Below are 22,535 nucleotides of genomic sequence, written 5' to 3' on the forward strand. Positions count from 1 at the left end.
GCCGGTCCCCAGCAGCGCAGCACGCAACTGCTGGTGGTGCAGTGCGAGAGACGATCGTGACTGTCGATCTGTGAAGCGGTTCCGTGGCACGCGACATCAGCACGACCCCCCAGGCCCATCGCCGAGTGATCATCCCTTGGTGATCACATTGTTACCCGGCGTACTCGCTGGAACGCTAACTAACGCCGACCACACTCCATAGGGTCCGAATGGAGTAATCCCGGCCGTTCGTCCGTTTAGGACCGGGCGCCCGCCGGAATCGCCCAAGCCCGACGCCTCGGACCCCTGACCCTCACACTGCCAGCTTGATCCACAAAGGACTACACCAGCGCAAGTAGCTGCCGTTCAGCGCCGTTGAGTGCCGTTCGACGACGTTCAACTGCCTGCCCTGCTCCAGTTCCGCTCCAGCACGATCAGTGTGAGACTCAGCCCAGCAGCCGGCGCAGTTCGGCGATCTCCCCGCTGACCCCTACCGTCGAGCGGCTGGTCGTGAAGCCGATCTGCCCGTTCACCCTTTTCATGTGTTCGTTGTCAGCGTTCACGTTGGTGTAGATCCGCCCGATCGAGGGCCGTTCGGCGAGCAGTGCCCGCAACATGTGCGACTTGACCCACCGCCCAAGCCCCTTGCCGCGATACGCGGGTATCACGGCGGTGTCCTGCTGGACAGCCCACTCGGGATAGGCGGTGTAGAGGTCCATCTGCGTCAGTGCGACCACCTCACCTGTCGCCTCGGACACCGCGACCACCACCCGTTGCACGACGTTCCGCTCACGATGGCGAGCCTCGGCCTCGCGCACGCGCTCGGCCGTCCACTCCGCAAGCCTGTACTCGGAGTCGCCGGCAGGCGCATCGCGCATCACGTACAGCGCGCGAGCGTACGAAGCCACCAGCTCATCAGGTGCGGCTCCCAGCCACTCCGCCACCCTGAAACCGTCAGGGGCAGGCACGTCCCAGAGCGCCGGGTCGACATCGCGGATGTCCAGCGTCTGCGCGATCGTCGACTTGGAGATGCGCATCCCCACCGCGACCGCCCACTGCGCCCCCGGTCCGCCGTTGGACAGTTCCCAACCCTCCACGAGCTTCCTGCCACGCGCTTCGAGTTCCGGCAGCAACGCCTTGAGCACCGCGGTCCCCACACCCTCACGCCGCCGCCGCGGTGCCACGGTGATCTCCGTCAGCGCTAGATTCTCGTTCTCGTCAGGCGGGAAGTAGACGACGGCCTTGGCCACCAGCTCGCCGTCACAACGGGCGATCCAGTACCTCCGAGGCCCCAGACTCGGGGCGAGCTGCCGCAGACTGGCGACCCAGTCGTCGTAATCGAGCACCACCGGATCCGGGCGATCCAGACGCAGAGCGGCCACCGACAGCTCGTAGAGCGCCCTCAGGTCCGCCGGTGCAGTTTGATCAGCCTCGAACGGCTGGAGTTCGAACTTCCTGGTCATTTCCGATCCACACTCTCCCCGACACGACGTGGTGGCACGCACACGATTGCCAGCACGCCGATCATCGCCAAACCAAAGACGGCCAAGCTCATCAGGAACATGATCCCGACGTGAAAGCCCGAACCGAGCGCGAACGCCCACCATCGTGCACGCGCGCCGTTCCACAGCAGCACTGCGAGCACCAGCTGGGCTCCGATGACCGACCAGCTCACGGCGGCGACCACCCAGTACGTGCGCAGGACGGGCTCCAGGAGGTCCCGCACGGGTGCCGAGAAGCCCGCTTGGGGGTGATTCACGATCACGAACATCGCACTTCCCTGACGCCACAGGGGGTCCGAGAGCTTGGAGACCACCGCGCCGAGGTAGATGACGGTGAGCTGCAGCCGGAGCGCGTACCGGGCGGCGAATGCCGCTCCCCTCCAGACGGGAGGCAGCGGTGTACGAGGACGCGTCCACTGCCACCGCCGGTCATCCCCGAGGCACATCGGGATCAGCAGCATGGAGGCGAGCATGAGGGCCCGTTCCCCGCCGTTCGGCACAGGGACCGCGACGACCGAACTGAACGCGACGTACCAGTGCGGAACACAGAGGAGCCTGGGCCGGTACCCCGACATCACGGCCAGCAGCACGCCGATCGTCACGATTCGGCTGATGGTCATCCCGTGGCTGGACCCGCCGGTCAGGCACCACAGTGAAAGCGACCGCATCCCGTCGCAACGCACGCCGTCCGGCGGGCTCAGCACAGGGGAGAACAGCACGGCGTCCGGGCTGAACACCAAGGTGGAAAGTTGGGCGAGCGCGAGCAGGAAACGGCCGGCAGCCAGCCCCGGCCCGCGCGGCTCCGTCCGCGCGGCGACCCGCCCGAGCCTCGCGGGAACGTCTCCTGACAACGTCATCGTCATCCGCAATCGATGTCCACCAATGCGATGCGGTGCACGCGCATGGCCAGGGCCGGTAGCCGACCGGCCGGCGGTAGGTCGGTGCGTTCGACGGCCAGCGCTAGGCGCCCGCAAAGGAGGTCGCCCGCGGACTCGTTCCTCAGCCGGTGGACGTCGTCCGCGACGAGATCCAGGCCACAGGCCAGCGTGTTCTCCCTCGAACAGACCTGCCACCGTGCGTCGGGCACGCGACGCGCGAACTGCCACGCCTCGGCGGAGCGAACCTCAACGCCATTCCCCAGGCCGCGGTACTCGACGTCCTCCAGCGGCTGGAGAACGTGACCCGGCTCCGTTACGCGGTAGGCCACGACGGAGTCGCGCTCCAGTCCGGTGAAGAACCTCCAGTTTTGCGGCCACACCACGGAAAAGCCGCCCAGCCCGGGAACACCGAGCTGGGCGAGCCATCCCAGGACGAACCCCGCCGCCAGCACCAGTGCCGTGAGGCCGAGACCTCGGACAGTGTCGGCGACTTCGACCGAGTCGTCGTCGGAAGAACGGTTCGATCCGTTCAACAGGTCAGCCGATGGGGATCGGCCCGGAGCCAACGCTGTCAGGACGCGGGCCCACGAGGACCGTGTTCTGGACCTCCGGCGCCTTGCTCCGAGACTCCCCCGCGGAGGCGGCGCCCACAGCCCACACCGAACCGAAGGCCGCTGCCACCAGCACCAGGCCGACGATCGTCTTCTTCTTCATTTAATGCCCCCCAGAAGAACGCTTCTTCCACGCTGTCCAACGCGACAGCCAGAAACTAGTTCAGCGCCCGTGACTACTCAAGCGCTACCAAGAGCCTACTCAGTGCTACCGCGGTAAGTATGCTGACCAGGTGAACGTGGAGTTTTGCCTGCTCGGGCCATTCGAGGTTCTGCAGTCAGGCCAGCCGGTCAGGCTCGGCGGAGCGCGCCAGCGCAAGCTCCTCGCGATCCTTCTTCTCAACGCGAACCGGGCCGTCCCAGCCGACCAGCTCATCGACGCACTCTGGCACCACCCACCCAGCTCGGTGCGCCAGCAGATCCACAACTCGGTCGGCGGTCTGCGCCGCACGCTGGCCGATCTCGCGTGCGACGCCCGAGTCACCAGGACCGACACCGGCTACCGGCTGGACATCGCCGAGGAGCTGACCGACCTCCACCACTTCCACGAAGGAAGCCGCGCCGCGCGCGAGGCAGAGGCCCTGGGCGACCTGCCAGAGGCGATCAAGCTGCTCAGCTCTGCGTTGTCGGCGTGGCGTGGGGAAGCACTGAGCGGTCTGGACGGCCTGGCCATCGAGACCGCCGCGGCGAAACTGAACGAGAGCAGGCTCACCGCCCTGGAACTACTCGCCGCCTACCGAATGCGCGAGCAGGAGTACGGAGCGATCATCGCTGAACTCACCCCACTCGTCCGGCAGCACCCGCTGCGGGAGTCGTTGCGCGCGACTCTCATGCGAGCGCTGCACTTGAGCGGCAGGTCGGCGGACGCGCTCGCAGTCTACGAGGAGGGCAGGAACGCGCTCGTCAACGAACTCGGTCTCGATCCCGGCACGGAGCTGCGTGACCTGCAGCTGGGAATCCTCAAAGGCACGGTCACGGTCGCCCGGCCGGAGACGCCCAAGCCGAAGTCGAGTCCACCCGACCGGCGGTTGTCCCGGTTTTACCTCCCCCACGACACCAACGACTTCTCCGGACGGTCAGCGGAGCTCAACGAGCTGGCCGAAAAGGTCCTCCGCACCGAACCGACCACGCTCGTGATCTCGGCCATCGACGGAATGGGCGGCGTCGGCAAGACAACCCTCGCCGTGCACTTCGCCCACCAGGTCGCGGAGCAATATCCGGACGGCCAGTACTTCGTCGATCTGCACGGGTTCAGCGCGGGTGTCGAGCCCCTCTCAGCCGAGCAGGCGCTCGAACAACTGCTGCGCGACAGCGGGGTACCGCCCGAGCTGATCCCGTCGGGAGCGCAGGCCCGCGGCGCGCTCTGGCGCTCCCAGCTCGCCGGCACTCGGAGCCTCGTGCTGATCGACAACGTCGTCGACGCGGCGCAGGTCCGTCCGCTGTTGCCTGGCAGCGCGGGCGTGCTCGTCGTCGTCACGAGCAGGCGAAGACTCACTGCTCTGGACGGCACCGTGCCCGTGTCGCTCGACGTGCTTCCTCCCGACGAAGCGGCGAGCATGTTCGCCGGCGTGATCGGTGAGCGCCGGGCGAACCAGGAACCGGAAGCCGTCGCCGAGGCCGTGCGGCTGTGCGGCTACCTGCCGCTCGCGATCCGCATCGCCGCGGCCCGGTTGCGCGACCGCAGCAGCTGGACCGTCGCGGACCTGGTCGGCCGCATCCGCGGCCATGCGCACCGAGCCCGCTTCCTGCAGATCGAGGACCGCAACGTGATGGCGGTGCTGAAGCTCTCGCACCGTTACCTGCCCGCGTTGCAGAGCAAGGTCTTCCGCCTGCTGAGCCTGCACCCCGGCACCGAGTACGACGCTTGGTCCACCGCCGCACTGGCCGGCATCACGGTCGAGCAGGCGGAGTCCTGCCTGGACGAACTCTTCGACTTCAACCTGCTGAAGCAGAACTCACCTGGCCAGTACCACTTCCACGACCTGGTGCGGGATTGCGCCATCCAGCTGGTCAACGAGACGGACTCCGCGCAGGAGCGACGAGCCGCGTCACACCGCCTGCTCGACTACTACCTGGCCGCTACCGAGGAGTGGTGCCGCGCGCTCTCGACCGCCTCGTCCCAGAGAAGGTTCAGCGACAACTTGCCACCCCAGGAGGTGCGTCCCGCCACCTCGTCGACGGACGCGACAGCCGTGCTGGGCCTGGAGTTCCCGAACCTCACCGCCGCCGCTCGGTTCGCCGCGGACAACGGCTGGCACGGCCACGCATGGCGGCTCGTGTGCGCAATGGAGCCGTACCTGACGCTGAACAACTACGGCGGCCAGTCCTACGAGCTGTACGCCGCCGCAGCCGAGGCGGCGAACAGGGACGGCGACTCGTTCGGCGAGTCGCTCTGCTGGTCCGGGCTCGCGGCGGTGTGCCGCGAGCGCGGCCACAAGGAGGAGTCGATCCTCCACATCGGCACCGCCCTGGAGCTGGCGCGAAGGGCCGGCGACTACCAGCGCGAGTCCGCACTGCTCATCCACCTGGGACTCATGTACCTGGACCAGGACGACTACGTGGCGGCGGAAGAGCACTTCCGCGCGGCCCAGGCACTCATCGCTCAGGACGACAAGCACCCGAACCACTCGACGATCACGAACAACCTCGCGGTGGTGTTCCGCGAACTGGGCAGGTTCGACGAGTCGCTCGAGCACCTGAACCGCTCCCTCGAGCTGATGCCGCCGAAACACGTCGTCGGCCGCCTCGTGACCATGTGCAACATCGGCATGGTTCAGCACGCGCAAAGAAGACACGAGGAAGCCGCGCGCACGTTGGACGAAGTGTTGTCCGGCTGCGAGGCGATCGACTACCAGCCCGGCATCGCTCTGGCACATGTGGCCCTGTGCAATGTGCACCGCGCACTGGGCAACCCGACCACCTCGGTAGAGCACGGCCGCTCCGCCCTCACCCTGGCGCGCCAGCTGCGGATGCACAGGGTGGAGTGCGAAGCGCTCAGCTCCCTGGCAGAAGCCGCCCTAGCCGCCGAGGACGTGAACCACGCCGAAAAGGTCTACGCACAGGCATTGGAGCGCTCCACGCACTTCTCGTTCGCGAGGTTCGAGGCGCGCGCGCTGGAAGGTCTCGCCCACGCCGCCAGGCGTCGTGGGGACATCGCCGAGGCGACAGCCCGCTGGCGCGACGCCCTGGACCGCTACCCCCGCGACATGCACGACGCCACGCACGCACAGCAACACCTCGCCTCCATCGAGGACGAGTCCGCCACGTGCTTCCGCTGCGAGTAGCTGTCCCCGATGACCGGGTCATCGGGGACACCCTCGTCCGATGACGAGCGCACCTGGCCAGCGCGTGCCTGTCTCAGGAGCTGACGTTCTCGGCCGGGGCGGTCCCCGACGCCACGAATCCGTAGGACTGCCACGTCAATGAGTCGCCACCGCGGTCTAGTACGGCGACGTAGTCGTCCACAATGGACAGAAACGAAGATCGCCCGCATAACCTGTTTGAGCAGGTCAGCGGGCGATTCGTATGCTGTATGAAATTGTGGACCCGACGACATCGCATGAGAACTCTGTTGTTGCAGCTCAGGGGCAGGAAGTCCCCATCCGAACGGTAAGCGCGGTGCGATGCGCCAGCTACTGCTGATCTGGAGGACGAACCCACGGCGCGAGGCGCTGGCCCGGCTCCAGGTCGCCGCGCCAATACCGAAAAACTGTTCCCTGAACTACTTCCACACTCCCGGCCGCGATCAAGGACGTCACCGGTTCGGCCCCGCCGGCATCGGCCTCGAAGACGACAAGAAGCTGCGGCTCCTCGCCGAACTGCCTGGTCACCGCCAGAACCTCGTCCGGCCGCGGCACACGGAAGACGGGGTCCTGGAAAGCAGTCGGGCACTGAACGAGCACCGGATCTTGGAAGACCAACTCCAGGCCGTGGTGATACGCCAGGTCGAGCCCGGCGCCCAAACGCAGCTCACCGGCGTTGCAAGAGACCACGTCCCAGTCCCACCAGGATCCCTGCGGCAGTTCGATGGAGACGTCCACCGCACGAACCTATGCCGACCAGCATCGAACCGCGTCACATTTACGCGTGTCCGCCCCGATACGGGGTCTCCACACCGTCAGGCGGTCAACCAGCGGCCAGACTCATCGCATCACAAATACAGATGAGGCGTAGACCGACACCGGTCTACGCCTCATCTTGGAGTTTCGTACATGTAGTTCTTTGATGGACCTGACACCACAGCATGAGAACCCCGCCCCAATGAGCAACCTACGGCCCAATGAGCAACCTACGGGGGTCCGGGGGCTTGCCCCCGGCGTGGGGTCTGGGGGCTCGGCCCCCAGAAAACACCAGCGGAACGCAAAACGGCGAGCGCTCTCCGCGAGCACTCGCCGTCAATTGCGTGGAGCTGAGGGGACTCGAACCCCTGACCCTCACACTGCCAGTTTGGGCGGGTCGCGCCTCTGACCAGCAGAAACAGAGAAACCCGTGGTCAACCAGTGCCGTTGACTGCCGTTCAGCGCCGTTGAGTACCGTTGCGTGACGTTCCACTCTACGTCGCGCTCCAGTTTTGCTCCACTTAGTACAGTGTGAGACAAGCCGCGCACACGCAAGTGTGTGCGACATAAACTCCATTATCTGCCAAGCCAGCTGCCCATCGCAGCCAGCTCTCCAACCATGCTCCACATTGGACAGGAACCAGGTGTCGGCGCGCAACTAAGACACGATCAACGGCCTGGATCGGCGTCTGGGCTCCGGCAGATCGCCTCGACTCCCGACCACTCGGTGCCCTGCATGGTCCGTGAACTCATCTAGTTGGAGGGTTCAGGCTGGCGACGACTCCGATGGCGACATCAGCGTAGAGGTAGAGGTCCGCAGCTATCGGGCGATGTGCACAGGCGAGGTCGAGCGCCGCGAGGTCCTCCCTTCGCTCGTGATCAACGCTCGGCTCGCCGTCTAGAACCTGGTCGGCAATCCCGCTGGCGGTCCCGTCGACAGCTGCCCGCAGCCTCCGCAATGCGACCCCAAGCTGTCGGAGGGCGCCGTCATCAAGCACTGTCGCCGCCGATGGAGGCACGTCGCCGTCCAACATGAAGTCCTCCAGCTCCAGTAAATCGAAGAGGAACTGTCCTCCTCGATAGAGCGGCGATCGAGAGAGCTCGTCCAGCATGTGCCTGGCGCGCAACGGATCCGTCTCTCTGAGATAGCCGCCTCGACGTGCGAGAGTGCACAGAACCATGCGAAGCCACTGCTGTCCACGGCCGAGGCTGACAAGTAACGACAGATCGTCGGTGGGCGGTGCGGGAAATGTTTGAGCGCTTCCATCGTCGGCTGTGGTCGACACTGCACCCTCCCCAAGCGGTTCCGAGAATCTAGCCTCGCCTCAAAGCGGTCTGCTCGTAACGTAGTTAGCGATCTGCCGCAGCACTCCCTTCGCTTCCGTCTCTGGCAGAAAGGCCAGATCCTCCTCGAAGTGCTGGACCCCTTGGTGCGCAAGGCGATCTGCTACTTCGATCGCGTAATCCACGGAGCCGTGCCTATCCATCGCTCTGAGCAGATCCTGAGCGTCGCCGAAAGTCCGGTTGGCCCGTGATGTGGCCAACAGTTCGTGGATCCACTGTCGGGTCGCTTCGCCACAGGTGCGGGCGAGGTGTATCAGCATCACTGTGCGCTTGCCCTCTAGCAGGTCACCGAGCGGCTCCTTGCCGTAGAGGGCCTCTTCCCCTATCAGGTTGAGCACATCATCCTGAATCTGGAACGCGATGCCGATGAGCCGAAAAGCTTCGTCGAAGCTAGCGAGCACTGCTGGGTCAGTCACCCCAGCACAGACAGCCCCGAGCCGGCAGGGACTGATGCAGGTGTACCAGCCGGTCTTCTTCGTGCTCATCATGTAGTAGTCGTCGTCACCTGGAGGAACCAGATTGTTACGGATCCAGGCGAGCTCGATTGCTTGTCCTTCCACAGTTTCTCGACACATGTGCAGCACCTCGTGGATCAGCCCAAGGGTCCGGGCGAGGCCGAGGACAGGCAGGTTGGACAGGACGGCGTCTACGGCAAGTAAGTTCATTGCGTCGCCGACGTTTACCGCAAGTCCCACACCGTGGCTCTCATGCAAGGTCGGCTGACCCCTTCGATGAGTCGAGCCATCGGAGATGTCGTCGTGGACCAGAAATCCGTTGTGGAACAGTTCCAGCGCTGCGGCAGTGCGCACGGCATCCTCGGTCGAGCCAGAGAAGGCCGCGCACGAGGCAATGGTCAGCGTCGGCCGCAAACCTTTGCCCGCACGTTGGGGATAGAGCTGCATAAGATCGTAGAGCGCGGCGCGCGGCTCTCTGTCCGCCGGGATGATCCGTTGAAGCTCCTCGCCTACTCTCGCCCGACACCCCTCAAGGGTGGCCGACAAGTCTGCGTCACGATGCGCGGGCGGCAACGACCAAGGTGCGGATCGGTAGCCATCCCACAGACTCCGTGCACGGTCACGCACCGTGCCGCGAGCCAGAGCACCTTCGTCGAGGTCGTCAAGATCCTCGGGCAGGCGACGATCGAGGTACTCCAGCGCCGACCAACCCGATGCTCGCACCGGGCGCGGAGGTGTGTCAGCAGGTGGTATCTGGCCCCACCGATGCGGTGTCCGATCCCGATATGCCCGCCACAACGTCTGCACCACGCGGAGCCCGGACGCCCGCTGGGACAACATCTGGAAGGTTCGAATGGTAGCGAGAACATCTGCTCGTTCTCCCCGTACGTCGAGGCTGCCCTCCCACACTTGATCGATGGGTTGTCGTTGCAAGTCGAACAGCAGGTTCATCGAGCGGTCGTCGAAATACGCCTCCACGTTTGGCCGCTCAGGTGCCAAGGGGGTTGACCGCAGCCGGCTGTGGTGACTGGTAAGGCTTGCCGCGCTGCCGTCGCCGAAGTGCAAACCCAAGATGATCCCGGCGAGTTGACTCGCAGCCTGGGCAACAATCGCAGGCGCGCGTTCGGACAGCGCCTCCACCGTCGCCACTAACAGCAGCGCGGCAGAGTCGATCACCGTAGAACTGGCCTCAGTCATCGGATGAACCGCCCGCGAACTCCACGATCCCTCTGGTGCGGAACGCCACCGAGCGACCGCTGACCACGCCCTCGACGGCGACGGCCCCGATCACTTCGTGCACGCTGAATGGCGTGTTCGCGGTTTCGGCCGGGATAACCACTCTGGCCGCGCTCTCGCAACGAAAGTCGAGACGAAGCCTGTCGTCTCCGGCGGCTGCGGTGATCACCAGTCGCCGTGGAATGGTCACCATCGGCGGGGTACCGAGTAGCCGGGCCAACTCGGGCACCATGCGGATATGCCGTTCGTCCAGTTCTCCTTGTACGGCAACGGAGACTCGACGGCGAGGGAAATGGCGCAGCAACCGACCGCTGCGCCAGAGCATTACGGAGGCAGTGGCCGCGTTGGCAGGCTCCGGCGGTTGGATCAGCGTAAACACCACAGCATGGCCGGGACCTCGGGTCTGTTCGGCCGCGGTGCGCACCGGTTGATTGGCGAACCCGAACACCCAGCCACCCAGTTCGGGCCATCCCCATCGCCCTCTGACCCGCTCGTGATAGCCGACGGCGGCAACCTCATCGAAGGTCTCGTCACGGAATCGCCAGGATCCGCTCGCGAGCACGCCGGGTTCGGATTGCCAGCGCAGGAAGTGTCCGTCGGCGAACTGTGCGCACTGGCTGGTGCAGGGATGACCGGTGCGGCGCAGAAGAAGCCGAGCTGCGACCGCTTCGCTGACAGCCGCAAGGCTGAAGGAGCCGTCTTGGCCGTGCGGATGGGGACGAGTGAACGCCGACCACGGTGGCGTGCGAGTGCTGGTGTTGAACTGGCCTGCTTCCCAGCCTGATCCATCTCGGTGGATCAGCAGGATCGACGTTGAGCGCTGCGTGCCCTCCGAACCGTCCTGTGGTGAGCCCAGCCATGCCAGGTTCGCTACCAGTCCCAGTCTTCCGTCGACGCTGAGAAACGCGTAGTGCAGCCAGCGGCGCTCCAGCACGTCTGCCAGTGGGCGGAGCGGAAATGGTCCGATCGGACCAAGACCGGCTTGGCCGGCCGAACCCCACGGTGAGGGAAGGTTTGCGGGCACGTGGCTACCTCCCCCTTCCCAGGCGCATTGACGGGTCTTCTTGCCCCTGTGGTCGTTTGGTCGCGTTCAGTATTATGACCTGGATCACACCGTGCTAGAGCCCTGTTGCCTGCACTCGGTGGAGGGGGATGAAGTGGCATCCAAGCCAGGTGCGGGCGCCGATCCCGCAGAGCCCATCCGTCTGACCTCCCACCGGGACCTCAGCGAGCGGCAAGCCGAGGTATCCCGGCTACTCGCCGCCCGTCCACAACTGGCCCGCCTGATGGCAGTCAACCCGGTGCTCGCGCTGCGCGAGGCCGGTGTGCACGTCGCTCCACGCTTGGCTGCGCACATCTTGCACGCGATCGCTCATCCGCCACAGATCGCTTCGCGACGAGATGAGCTGGCTCGAAAACTCACCAAGCTGCTCGGCGAGGCGCCGAAGCCGACAGAGCCGCCTTGGCTCGCCGCCGCTGTGTTCACCAAGCTGAACGTGTCACCGCTGGACACCACCGGGCAGGAGCCGGTCTTTGCCGACCCGCTCAATGCTGAGACGGTACAAAGGCTACGGGCAAACCGCCGCGTGCTCCGCCCCCTTCGCCGCGGTCGCCGACTCAACGGCGGCACAGTGATCGGCGTCGATGCCTGGCGTCCCAGCTATCGGCGGCTCGACTTGGCCGCCCGCACGCCTGAATTGCCGCCGTCCGCCGCGATACCGAAGACGCTGTCGCTGCTGGAGTTGTGGTTCTACAAAGACCACGACGGGGTACTGCATGACCTGCTGGAGCTTGGAGTGATCATGAAGGGTGTCTTCCCGGTTCACTCGGCCGACGGATTCCGGGCTGTCGCCGCGGGTGATCGTCGCAGTTCGCTGTACATGTGGATCACGGCAATCCGGTTCCCCGAGTTACCGAGATGAGCCTCACCGCGAACTTCGACTACTGCGCCGAGCTGGGAATCGACCTGGTCCGCCAGATCTTCCACCTGGCCTTCAAGTCCGAAGACCGTTACCCACACAACATAGGCCCGTTCGAGCGGGACTTCACCGGGCAACCGGTCAAGGTCTGGGTAAGGGTGCTCGACGATGACACCGACGTCGCCGAACTGTCCTTCCCCAATTCGAACCACGTGCTGTTCTCCTTTCCCTTCGAAATCAGGACAGAAGTACCGGGCGCGCCCGACCCCGCGCTGTCGCGGATAACCATGAAGGCCAGGGTGGAGGTGCCCGCATCGATCAGCGCTTGGCTGGAGGGCGAGACCGAGGTACTGGGCCTGTCGTTCGAGGGCATCACTGCGAACGCGGTCACCGTCGTCACCTTGGATGGGCTGCCCGACATCGATGCGAGCCGATTCGCCGAAACCATCCACGCCAGGTATCTGACAATCCCGCACACCTACTCCCGAGGTGGCGGCACGCTGGTCCTGTACGACGGCAACCGCGATCCCGGCCTGAATCCGCCGAACGCGGCGACCCCGCAGGAGATCCAGGTCGCGCTGGAGACCCACAGCAACGAGAGGTACTTGAAGGTCGTCGCGCCGATGCACGCCAGCGTGCCAGCCGCGGGCAACTTCGCCGCATACGGAAGGACGACCTTCTGGCGCAAGGTAACCAGTACCTCGGCGACAATCACGGTGGACATGACCTCCGTCCCTCCCCTGCCCGCGTTGCAGACCACAGTCGACTTCGACTCGTCACACCCCGCCAAGGGGATCGTCGAAAGTCAATTGCGGCCGTTGATCGACGGGGTCCTCCGCGGGTACGGAACTCTCACCGAACCAGGTTTCGACGAGACCGGTGCCGAGGCTCTGTTGCAGGCAGAAGTGGCCAACTACCTGGTGACCCGCAGATTCCCGATATACAGCCCGCAGCCGTTGGCCAGCGGAGCGCCTCTCACCAGCCCGATCGGATTCACCGTCGGTGGATCGGTGTTCGCTGTGCTGCTCAACCGGCGCACAGGAACCCCCGCTGACGACCACCCGCCCGACGACTTTCTCGCCGGCGCCGCAGTGGCACTCGCGGTCGGACGCACCAAGGTCGATGAGCAGGTGGCCGAGGCCATCGCCACCGAATTCCCCGGTCTGGGTAGCGGTGGGCACCTCATCGAAGTACCGGAAGGCAGCGCCACCCTCCAGACCTTGTCGGTGGTTCCGGCCGACCCAGGTGAGCACGAGGTCGACCGGGGCCACCTGTGGGTCAGCGGCACCGCCGAGGTGCACATCGACTGCTGGCCAGATCCCGATGTGTTCTTCGCGGGGCCGCTGTTCCTGGACGTGCATACCGGCGAGGACCCTGACGGCGGCTGCTCCTTCACCATCCAGGCCACGCCTGGTGAGTTCGACATCGACGAGAGCTGTTGCGACGTGTTCCTCGACCTGATCATCCCGATCGTGGGATGGATCATGCTCGCCATCGTGGAGAGCACGATCGACGCGGTCGGTGGGGAACTGGTCAAGGAGATCGGTGAGCGACAGGCCCGACACGTCGAAGCCTTCCCACCGGTGGTCAACGGCATTGCCGAGATCTCGACGTGCGTGACAGACCTGCGTGTCTCGGCAGAGGGGTTCGTCTTTCCGGCCCAAGCGAAGATCCGGCGTCTGGGAGAGAGCTTCGAAGACCGAGCCGCGGACCACGACCTGCCTCGGCCATGAACGCCACACACGACAGGAGGCATCCAGATGGCCACGATCCGCGGATTCGTTCAGCAGATCGAGCTGAGTCGGGCAGGTCTGGTTCGAGCCGATATCGTCGATGACCACGCCGGGCTCACAACGGTCGCTGTCGAAGATCTGGACGCGGATCCGGAGCGATTCAACGAGCGACTCTGCGCAGTCGCGCTGCTCAGGGACGCGATGAACCGGGCAGAACCGGTCGAGGTGGAGTTCCTCGAGCACGACGAACGCGGCAACGTCGTGGAAACGGTCACCCGACTGACCCGTGACGACCTGAGCCCGCCGACCGGTCGGATCCGCCACGTCATCGGCCTGGTCCTCGGCGTGCTCGTCGGCGCGGTGAATCGCACCACCGCAGGAGGAGAAGGCACCGATGGCGCCGTGATCACGGTGCTGTCCACCGAGCTCGAGGCCGTCCAGTTGGTGTTGAGTCTGCAGGTTCCTGAACGCGGTGTAGCCCTCGCCCAGCTCGATATCGTCCGTGACGCACACCATGCAGGCAGAGTCGTGCGGTTCATCGTGCTGGATCACGGCGGCGATGAGCGCGACGATGTACGTGCGGAGGGCGACGAGGACGCGCTTTTCGCGGTGGCCGAGTCCAACCGAATCCTTATAGTCCATGTGGAGGCGGAGGACGAGAACTTCGGTGGCGAGGCAGCTCAGGACGTCGACGGATTCGTCGAAGCCCTGGGCACCCTACCGTCGACCGGGGTACCAGCGGGCAGCCTGGCGACGGTCCGACTGACCACCGCACCTGCATTCACCGGTACCGGCGGCACCGTCGGCGCGACGAGGTTCAGCCCCACAGAGCTCTCTTTGCTGGTACCGAAGGGATCCAACGCCTACCAGCTGTTGGAGGCCGGGCTACGCGACAATGTCCGGGTACGGACACGGGCGGTGGAACTGGACTCGGGCAACAACGATGGCATCGAGCCTGACCAAGAACGACGAGCCAGCACCCTGATCGTCCTGGGGGTCGAGTTACTCGCACCACTTGCGTCAGCAAGCAGACCGGTGTGGATCGAGATCGACCGTTCCCTGCTCGACCATGGACCTGACGCGGTGGTCGGCTGCACCCCTGGGGTACCCAGTAGCGACCTCAGCCTGCAGACCTTGCGCGATCTTCGCATTCCCTATCCCGCGCGTTGGCGAGGCCGGGGATGTTTCAACCACGGGGTGTACCGGCTACAGCTCGCGGTCGAGGTACCGGCACGGATACTCGTCGACGGCAAACCCTTGTGCCTGCTCGACTCTGAGCCAGACAGAACCGTGCTCCTCGGACATGCATGCCTCGACGGCGACCACGAGATCGTGGTGGAGATCGAGGAATGGACCTGTGATCAGGCATTCGATTTCGACGTGTACCGGTTGCGTTGAGAAGGAAGTTGAGCATGGCCGATGACTCAAGGACCGTGATCCTTACCCAACCAGATGACGAACGGCTCCGCGTAGACCACGGGGCAGTGGCGATACGAGGAGCCGCAGGCGTCCCTCTGACCCACGAACACACGGGTCGCGTCGTGCATGAAACCTCTGACGGCCACCCCTTGGTGCACATGGTGTGCTGGGACACCGATTCCCCGTGCCGTATCGAGGTGGCAGGCAACGCAGACGCGCCCCTTCCTGTCGCAGTCACCCACCGCTTCGAAGGTGACCACCATCAGACCCTTGACGTGCGGCCGCTACAGCACACGCTCGAGGTCGACACCGCTCTGCATGCCCCGCTGCATCACGCCTTGCAGATGCGGACCCCGCTGCAGGTGCGGTTCTGCAACACCTGGACGGTCGAGAGCGACTACACGATCTCGTTGAGGATCGGTGATCGTGATCTGTTGGGCATTCGCGTACGGGGCGCCACCACGGCGACGCCAGAGCCGTGTGAGGAGCCCTGTCCACCTGGTGCTACCAGGGTGCAAATGCCCACCGCACAATTGCGCCAGCAAGGCAGCGGCCAATGACTGAGGAGTCCGACAAGACTTCGGCCGGCGTCGCTGACGCTCCTGAAGCCGATGCATTGGCAACTGACGTCGCAGGCATCGTCAACTCCGCGCTCAACATCGTCACTGGGCTGGTGAAGACCACTGCGGAGATGACCGAACGGGACAGACTGATCGCGCCGCCGAACGCGGACACACCAGCGCTGAACGCAATCATCCACTACGGACTGACCACGATGGTCAACATCGCCGGTTTGGTCACGTCCGCCTTGCGGGACAACACTGAGACAGCCAAGTCTCAACCCGACGATGGCCCGACGACTGCCGAGCAGAACGGTCTGCCCACTCTGCCGCCAGGGGCGACGCTGCGGATGCCACTGTCCGTGGAGAATCGCGGCGAGACCATCATGACGGACGTCGTACCCCAACTCGTCAAACTCGACTACGTCGGACACAGCCCGACCAGCTCGTTGGACGCGTCGGCGGTTCGGTTCGAGCCGGAACAGCTCAGTATCGGCGCACGCGACTTCGAGAAGGTAAAGGTAATCGTCGCCGCACCGCAGGACGCGGCGACAGGAACCTACGCGCTAACCGTCGCTCTTGGTGAGGAGGTCACAACGATGATCCGCTTCGTGGTCGCGCTGTGATGCGCTCATCGGCAAGCAAGTCCACCACGATGATCAACTCTGACTGTTCGTCTACTCAGGACAGTCGTCAGGTGGTAGCCAGCCCTACTCCTGCACCACGGAGTCGCCGGCAGGAGGTCCTCCTATCACATCTCAAACCCTACAACAATCTGCCAAAACCAACCGGCAGCTGGCCTCCAGGCCAGATTCCTCCACGATATGTACCAGCCTTGGTTGAACCAAATATATGCTTGAATGATGACGGCAACTCTGGACTATCTTGAGAAGAAAGCCACAGTCTGAGAAGCAACCGACCGCCGTTAATGTCGGCATCGATGTAAGACGAGCGAGCATGAAAAACCTCGAAGCTGTTCATCACGAGCACCTCGCCGGGCGATAGAGAAGCTGTCAACGAAACGTTCGGACGTTCCATTACTTCATCGAGGGCGTTCATCGCTAAGAGCTGACGGTCAGTCAGCCGCGGAGCCAACGGATATCGTTGCGCCGTTTCCAAAAAACGGCGATTATATCGCCCAACCAATCGCCCCTGCATCATCGAAAATACAGGCATTTGACAAAAGTCTGCTGTTCCGACGAAACTTTCTCCGCGAAGATCAACCGGCAGCGGACGGTAGAGTTCATCTAATAGCTCGGGATTTTCGTGCAGCATGATGTCATGAATTTTGCGAACAGAGCATAAGCGTGTAAGTCCGCCAGACAGAGCAGACCGAACACACAACAATGTCACCACATCGGCACGGTCTGAATGGAACCCCAAAGCACCGGAACTCTCATAGCCGCGGCGCCTCAGGTTCTTACTACGATGATTCTGCTCGACGCGCCCCACCAGATCACCGCGACTGTTCTGCGAAACGGGCTCTCCCAAGGCGCGGCCGAGGTGCCAATACGCCCGCGACGTGATTTCCGCATCATGGTTGACAGGAAAGTCTTCAACTACAACGAAACCTTGGGTCGACCGAAGGCAGGCCCGGACGTCAGTCGCGAACTTCTGCAGCGCGGAAGAGGTGAGAACTTCTGGTTTCGGTGAATAATCCCCAAGACCTTCGGCCTTCGAGCGATCTGCGCTGGCAAGCAACTGTTCTGCGGCACCATTTACAAGTTGCATGCGCCATAAATGGCGACTGTTCATTAGATCCGAAGCGATCCAGCCTCTACCAGAACAGTCTGCTGATTCTCGATCGAACGAGCTTGACCCTTTCATATTAGAACCGATCTCGACGACGCTTTATCTATGACGCCAGCGATTTGATGGCTTCGGCCACCGCCACGATTACCGTTGATTGCGTGGCACTAGTGGCCAAGCTTTGTCCGATGCGAGCGAGCAACGACTTCTTCTCGGCGGTCAGCTGATCGGTGTCAACATTCTTGACTATCTCACCAGAAGTTATGCCGTTGTCATCTACTGCCGCACTTTGGGTGAGCCACTCGACAAATTCCTTCGCACTGCCCTCCGATTTCGAGGCGTCCATGATCTTCTCACCGATGGCCGCAGGGGTGAACGTGACATTGTTGATCGTCGCAGAATCTTGTGCGACGTGAACATCGCCAGTTACCTGCGAGATATGAAACGACCTGTCCACTGTTACCCTCTCCCAATTGCGATTATCATTGACAATACCGATTGCAACGGCGTAGTTTTCGAGACCTCGAGCGAGCCTAGTTGCCGTTCTTCTCGTCTCATCCGATTGCCCTCGGGTCATTCTGGCCTTCGACCGCCCCATCCAGAATATAGACCGTGATCGACGCCTTCGAAATGCTGCGACGAGCTGCTGTCGCCGAAACGTATTGCGAGCCCGGTCAACATTCTGCGTTGACTGACGCAGAAGTTCATCGGCAACGTATTCTCGTTCGACCCGGAGTTGCTCAAGAACCTCACTCAATACGACAATTGGCAGTTGCACGATAGGGTAGAGAAGTTCGAGCTCCAGCAGCAGAAGTTCAAGCTTACGAATACTTGACGTCGGGAAATGATTCGGCGTAAAGACCGCCATTTCCGGAAGATAGTGTCCGAAATCTCGGAACACAGTAGCGTCCAACTTGTCGGCGTAAACACTTGCCCATTGGCGCGTCAGGTGAACCCCTAGGTCTTCCCGAAGCTCCGCCATGGCGCCGGCAGTGGGGTTGAGCGAGTTTACTGCAACGGCGACGACATCTGCCAGTAGCGGCCGCGCTTCGAGGACATACGGTATCTCAAGATAGCGAGCAAGCTGTCTATCACTAACCGGAAGTCCGCGGTACAGGGTCTGAGAGAGCAGACTCTGCGGGTCGATTAGACTTTGAGTCCACCACATGCGAATGCTGGCAGACGTATTACCTTGCTTCTCAACCCAAGACGACCGGAAGGCATCCACCAACAGGTCCTGCGACGGAGAGAATAGGTTCTTGAATAGATCGCGATCTGCATTGAATTGCTCGCGTCTTCTGTCGAGGTTAGCGCGCGGGGTTGAGCCGTTGCCGGCTATCCGCAATAGATCGCACTGTATCAGCGGCATGAGGCTGTGCAAGAGTTCAGAGATCGCTGGTTCTTCGTGGTGGGCAGAGATAGGGAAGAGCGGAGGCTCCGGGGATGCCAACAACGATATTCTTATCAGTCGCTCACAAACTTGACTGACTGGTACACGAGCCGCCGTCATTCTCTTGAGAATCTCGTGATCGACGAAATGGAGAAAGACGCGACGACGCATGAGCCCTTACTCCTCTTGACGTGGCAATATACCTGTCATTAACCTGATGTATTCCACCATGGTGGAGTACTTGGACTCCATGTACGAAACGACCGAGTCGGCAGTAGGCACCGAAAAGCTGTCGGCGAACAAGGACACGGCTTCGAGCGATTTTGTAGTCACACCGAAATCCAGGAGTTGAAACTTGACGTCATCGAGTGATTCGTAGCGGGCTATTGGAGTTTCAAACGACAAGCCATAACTGGCAAAGAGTCGACGAGCGAATTCTATCGCCACAGGCATCTGTTCCATATACTCCTCCGCTTGGTAGGCAGAGAAGCCGGACACGACACGGGATATGTCGCGCTTCAATGCCAGCACGATCGCCTGACACTGAATGGCCATCTGGTGACCTAGCAGAATGAGGTTTGTCTTGTGCACTGCAAAGTCATGCTCGATGTCAGCGATTGCTATTCGACGAAATATCCCGGAGCTATGCATCGAGCAGTGCTCAACAGTCACATCGGGGAATGCCCGTGCGATCTCAGCTACGCGTATAGCGACCACATCTGTGTCGATTGTTGCACCGGTCTTGGCGGTAAGCAGTAGCAGGTTGCGCCCCGAGTTGGCTTCGAGGCACGCTGCCAACGATGAATCACGACCTCCGGAGAAAGTCACAATAGGTGTCGTCTGCTCAGATGTCATAGAACCACCGCAATCTGGGCTGCCAGGCGTTCATGCGTTGAAAGAAACTGTCGGGCGGCGTCCACGGGAGGCAGCGGTTCTGGACATTCGACCACTTCCGGCATAGCGGTATAGTCATCGTCGCCTATCGCGTATCGCCCGTTGTTTGGAAGCAATCGCCGCGCCTCGACCTGGAATGCCATTCGATCAGCCAGCTTCACCGCTGTCTTGTCTTCGCCGCTAACCGGAAGCAGGATACCAAGTGCTTGCCCAATTACAGTGTCTATGTTGGTCACGAGATCGCCATAGCCGGAGTACTGACCTACATCATCCAGTCGCTTTTTCAGTGGCGTGGGCATGTCTCCCAGATACGCTTCATGCGAGTCGTGATGTAGGGCCAGAAGACCGAGATCTGGCCGGCCGATCCGCGCCACAAGCTCCGCCACCAAAACACTGTGCTGTGCCACCGAGTAGAATTCGATAGTGTGACCACCGAACCGACAGATACGTGATAGAGCTCCGGCAATGTCTTCGATAGCGACCGACTCAACCGAAGGACGGGCGAGGTTGATTCGCTTCCCCGAGGCCGTGTCGAGCCATCGGTCGAAGCGCGGCTTTACATTTTCCGGCATTACATGACCTTGTCGACTAGTTGGCGACGGTCGTCAACGTTTTGACGAATCGTCTGGTGACCCCATGAGAATATCAGCACCTCTGGGTGCCGCGAGGGATGCTCAATCTCTGGGCGTGTCACGGTTCTACGGCAAGCCCGTGCCGCGAGGACAAGTACAGCTCGATATCGGCGATTAATTGATAAAGTGTCGCCATTGAGTCCGGTGAACTTTCCACGGGCTTTCTGGACTCCACCGCTTTGTCAATGATGGACGCCGTCGCCGTGACTACATTGTTGACAACAATGTGCAGGTTACGGCCGCCTGCCAGCATCTCCTTCATCTCGATCACAGCGATTTCAAGCCGTTTATTGATCTCAAACATGCTGCCCGATGACTTGTCGCCGTAGCGATTTGTCATGCGTCGCAGCAGCTCAGCGAAGCGTGGCGGAATCAGAAACACAACGACAAGCCCCGATAACCCCAAACCGGTGAACTCTTTGGCTCCATGAAGGTTCACATCTGTTACCGCGACCCGTTTCTCCGTCGCAGCCTTCTGAAGTTCAGCCCAAGCGGTGCCATAATAATGATGCCCGTAAGGTTTAAACTGAACGAGCTTGCCACTTCGAGCAAGTTGGTATATTTCCTCGAAGGTGACGAAATGGTACTCAACACCTTGCCGTTCCTGAATGCCCTGATTTAGGCGTGGTGGCCTTGTGGTGTGAGAAACGAGCTCATGATATCGACCTGTTTGAATTAGCGCTGCTTTCACCGCCCCCTTTCCCGCACCTGAGGGTCCAACGAGGAGAACTATTCCAAGATCACGAAGCCAGGGTGGGCGTACGTTATCGGGCCGGTAGCATTCAACCAGACGGGCTAACTCAGACCGGTGATCCACATATGCTCCCGTTCCATGTCGGGCTCCTTATGATGTAGAGGTTAACAGGTCCAACTTTGGTTCTGGAGTCTTGATCAAGTCGGCCGCTACCAAGTACGAGCGGCTCGGCAAGCAGGACGCGTTGTTCTCGCGAAATTGCATGTTCCGCAATTATGCGGACAGACATGCCATGAAATTTCCGCTTGGCGGTGCGGGGCTTGCAGGCAGACTGTCGATCGCTAGCAATCGCATCGTCAGGGAGTTGAAATAGCTGGTCCGGTGAGAGCGAGCATCGTGGGCGAACTCCCTCAGGTGCCTCGGTTACGTGGCACCTTCGTCGGCGTCGACCTCATACCGCTGCAGCCAGGTGACATCACCACCGCCGTAGCGGCCGACGGCGCCCACCGCGAGCCAGATCAGCGCCGGCAGGAAGTCGTCCGCCAGCTCGTCGGTGAGCCCCTGCACCGTCAGGTCGGAGCTCTCCGAAGCGCCGAGGATGCCCGCAGCCCTCCTGGAGAGGGCCGCGGACGCCGGGCCGAGTGCAGACCCAACCCAGCCGAGGACCTCTTCCGCCACGGGTTCCTCAGCACGCTCTTCACGCACCCCGGCCAGCCATCGCGCCACCACCGCGAACGCGGCGGACAAGCCGAGCGCACCCTCCTGGTCATCGGCATCGGCCAAAGCAACGTCCATCTCGATGACCCGCGCGGCGAAGTCACGGGCGTGCTGGGGCGACGGCTCGATCAGCGTGCGGGCGACAACCGCACTGATCTCCACACCGAGAAGCTCAACCAGCTCTTCCACTCCGAGGTCGCCGTCGTCCGGCTCGTCCTCAGCCCAGTACTTCTCGACGGTCTCCCGCCATGCTTCGATCTCGGCCGCCGAGAACAGGTGCCGGTTCTCCTCGGTAACGAGATAGCCCAGGGCACGGAAGGCCTTGATCAGTGCAGGAGGCACTCCGATCTCGTCTGCGGTCGCTACCAGCCGGTCGAGCTCTCGTGAGAGAGAATCGGCTGGCAACGGCGTCGGATCCACCGCGTCCGGATCGAAGAAGATCGGGTCTTCCGGCCCAGGTTCACGGCCGAATTTCTCACGGAACGTCTCCAATTGGTGCTGGAGTGCACCGCTGATCTGGGTTCCCGGCTCCGTGCCTGGATCCCACCGGACGACTCGACCACCATCGGGAAGCCGCTCTCGCTGAACGAATCGGGGATCACCGGCACGCTCGACAACCAGCCGAGCATGTTGCTCGCGTCGGGACTCCTGCTCAGCCAGACGTTGCTGCCGTGCCTTCGCTTTCGCCGCACGGCGCTGTCCGGGCGAGCGCCGATCCTTGCCACCCATCCGACCGCGCCTCCTGCTACGGCAACCCGGCGACCG

19 protein-coding genes are annotated in these 22,535 nt (G+C 62.7%); 5 read left to right on the forward strand and 14 right to left on the reverse strand.

The window, feature by feature from the left end:
• Positions 1-425: 425 nt before the first annotated feature.
• The 4 genes from ACIA8G_RS21430 to ACIA8G_RS21445 are packed head-to-tail and all read right to left on the reverse strand — an operon-like array spanning position 426 to position 3,073.
• A complete protein-coding gene (locus ACIA8G_RS21430; RefSeq protein ID WP_396420371.1) occupies positions 426-1,442 on the reverse strand; it encodes a GNAT family N-acetyltransferase in 1,017 nt (338 codons plus the stop codon).
• Positions 1,439-2,344, reverse strand: coding sequence for an HTTM domain-containing protein (locus ACIA8G_RS21435; RefSeq protein ID WP_396420372.1), 906 nt, complete (start codon positions 2,342-2,344; stop codon positions 1,439-1,441). Before ACIA8G_RS21435 ends, ACIA8G_RS21430 begins: the two co-directional genes overlap by 4 nt.
• Positions 2,341-2,892 (reverse strand): hypothetical protein, encoded by a 552-nt coding sequence (locus ACIA8G_RS21440; protein WP_396420373.1) that lies wholly within the window; start codon positions 2,890-2,892, stop codon positions 2,341-2,343. The genes ACIA8G_RS21435 and ACIA8G_RS21440 overlap by 4 nt, the downstream gene beginning before the upstream one ends.
• 4 nt (positions 2,893-2,896) lie before the next feature.
• Entirely contained in the window at positions 2,897-3,073 is a 177-nt protein-coding gene (locus ACIA8G_RS21445) for a hypothetical protein (protein WP_396420374.1), read from the reverse strand.
• Between the two features lie 130 nt (positions 3,074-3,203).
• On the opposite strand from ACIA8G_RS21445, the gene ACIA8G_RS21450 reads away from it, so the two are divergent.
• The gene (locus tag ACIA8G_RS21450) at positions 3,204-6,254 is read left to right on the forward strand and encodes an AfsR/SARP family transcriptional regulator (protein WP_396420375.1); all 3,051 of its coding nucleotides are present in this window, start codon (positions 3,204-3,206) and stop codon (positions 6,252-6,254) included.
• Positions 6,255-6,602: 348 nt separating this feature from the next.
• Here the strand turns inward: ACIA8G_RS21450 and ACIA8G_RS21455 are convergent, their stop codons facing one another.
• From ACIA8G_RS21455 to ACIA8G_RS21470, 4 genes are all read right to left on the reverse strand, one after another.
• Complete coding sequence (locus ACIA8G_RS21455) at positions 6,603-7,010, reverse strand: hypothetical protein (protein WP_396420376.1); 408 nt, start codon at positions 7,008-7,010, stop codon at positions 6,603-6,605.
• 767 nt (positions 7,011-7,777) lie between these two features.
• Positions 7,778-8,314 (reverse strand): hypothetical protein, encoded by a 537-nt coding sequence (locus tag ACIA8G_RS21460; RefSeq protein WP_396420377.1) that lies wholly within the window; start codon positions 8,312-8,314, stop codon positions 7,778-7,780.
• A 39-nt stretch (positions 8,315-8,353) separates the two neighbouring features.
• Positions 8,354-10,024, reverse strand: a complete 1,671-nt coding sequence (locus ACIA8G_RS21465; RefSeq protein ID WP_396420378.1) for a polyprenyl synthetase family protein — start codon at positions 10,022-10,024, stop codon at positions 8,354-8,356.
• Positions 10,017-10,997, reverse strand: coding sequence for a hypothetical protein (locus tag ACIA8G_RS21470; protein WP_396420379.1), 981 nt, complete (start codon positions 10,995-10,997; stop codon positions 10,017-10,019). The genes ACIA8G_RS21465 and ACIA8G_RS21470 overlap by 8 nt, the downstream gene beginning before the upstream one ends.
• Before the next feature lie 223 nt (positions 10,998-11,220).
• On the opposite strand from ACIA8G_RS21470, the gene ACIA8G_RS21475 reads away from it, so the two are divergent.
• The 4 genes from ACIA8G_RS21475 to ACIA8G_RS21490 all read left to right on the forward strand — a co-directional run bounded on the left by ACIA8G_RS21475 (position 11,221) and on the right by ACIA8G_RS21490 (position 16,320).
• Positions 11,221-11,985: a hypothetical protein gene (locus ACIA8G_RS21475; protein ID WP_396420380.1), complete on the forward strand. Its 765-nt coding sequence runs from the start codon at positions 11,221-11,223 to the stop codon at positions 11,983-11,985.
• A complete protein-coding gene (locus ACIA8G_RS21480) occupies positions 11,982-13,715 on the forward strand; it encodes a hypothetical protein (protein ID WP_396420382.1) in 1,734 nt (577 codons plus the stop codon). The genes ACIA8G_RS21475 and ACIA8G_RS21480 overlap by 4 nt, the downstream gene beginning before the upstream one ends.
• A gap of 27 nt (positions 13,716-13,742) precedes the next feature.
• Positions 13,743-15,113 carry a hypothetical protein gene (locus ACIA8G_RS21485; RefSeq protein ID WP_396420383.1) on the forward strand — a complete coding sequence of 457 codons (1,371 nt, stop codon included), beginning with the start codon at positions 13,743-13,745 and terminating at the stop codon, positions 15,111-15,113.
• A gap of 577 nt (positions 15,114-15,690) precedes the next feature.
• The gene (locus ACIA8G_RS21490; RefSeq protein WP_396420384.1) at positions 15,691-16,320 is read left to right on the forward strand and encodes a hypothetical protein; all 630 of its coding nucleotides are present in this window, start codon (positions 15,691-15,693) and stop codon (positions 16,318-16,320) included.
• 139 nt (positions 16,321-16,459) lie between these two features.
• On the opposite strand, the gene ACIA8G_RS21495 is transcribed toward ACIA8G_RS21490, so the two are convergent.
• The 6 genes from ACIA8G_RS21495 to ACIA8G_RS21520 form a co-directional block, all read right to left on the reverse strand.
• The gene (locus tag ACIA8G_RS21495; RefSeq protein WP_396420386.1) at positions 16,460-17,449 is read right to left on the reverse strand and encodes a TauD/TfdA family dioxygenase; all 990 of its coding nucleotides are present in this window, start codon (positions 17,447-17,449) and stop codon (positions 16,460-16,462) included.
• Positions 17,450-17,549: 100 nt separating this feature from the next.
• Positions 17,550-19,004, reverse strand: coding sequence for a hypothetical protein (locus tag ACIA8G_RS21500; RefSeq protein WP_396420387.1), 1,455 nt, complete (start codon positions 19,002-19,004; stop codon positions 17,550-17,552).
• Positions 19,005-19,010: 6 nt separating this feature from the next.
• The gene (locus tag ACIA8G_RS21505) at positions 19,011-19,688 is read right to left on the reverse strand and encodes a hypothetical protein (protein WP_396420388.1); all 678 of its coding nucleotides are present in this window, start codon (positions 19,686-19,688) and stop codon (positions 19,011-19,013) included.
• Positions 19,685-20,299, reverse strand: a complete 615-nt coding sequence (locus tag ACIA8G_RS21510; RefSeq protein ID WP_396420389.1) for a hypothetical protein — start codon at positions 20,297-20,299, stop codon at positions 19,685-19,687. Before ACIA8G_RS21510 ends, ACIA8G_RS21505 begins: the two co-directional genes overlap by 4 nt.
• Positions 20,300-20,417: 118 nt before the next feature.
• Positions 20,418-21,176, reverse strand: coding sequence for a guanylate kinase (locus ACIA8G_RS21515; protein ID WP_396420390.1), 759 nt, complete (start codon positions 21,174-21,176; stop codon positions 20,418-20,420).
• A 300-nt stretch (positions 21,177-21,476) separates the two neighbouring features.
• A complete protein-coding gene (locus ACIA8G_RS21520; protein ID WP_396420392.1) occupies positions 21,477-22,499 on the reverse strand; it encodes a hypothetical protein in 1,023 nt (340 codons plus the stop codon).
• Positions 22,500-22,535 lie beyond the last annotated feature (36 nt).

Origin of the sequence: Lentzea sp. NPDC051213 (genome assembly GCF_044455585.1) — a bacterium.
Taxonomy (GTDB): Bacteria; Actinomycetota; Actinomycetes; order Mycobacteriales; family Pseudonocardiaceae; genus Lentzea.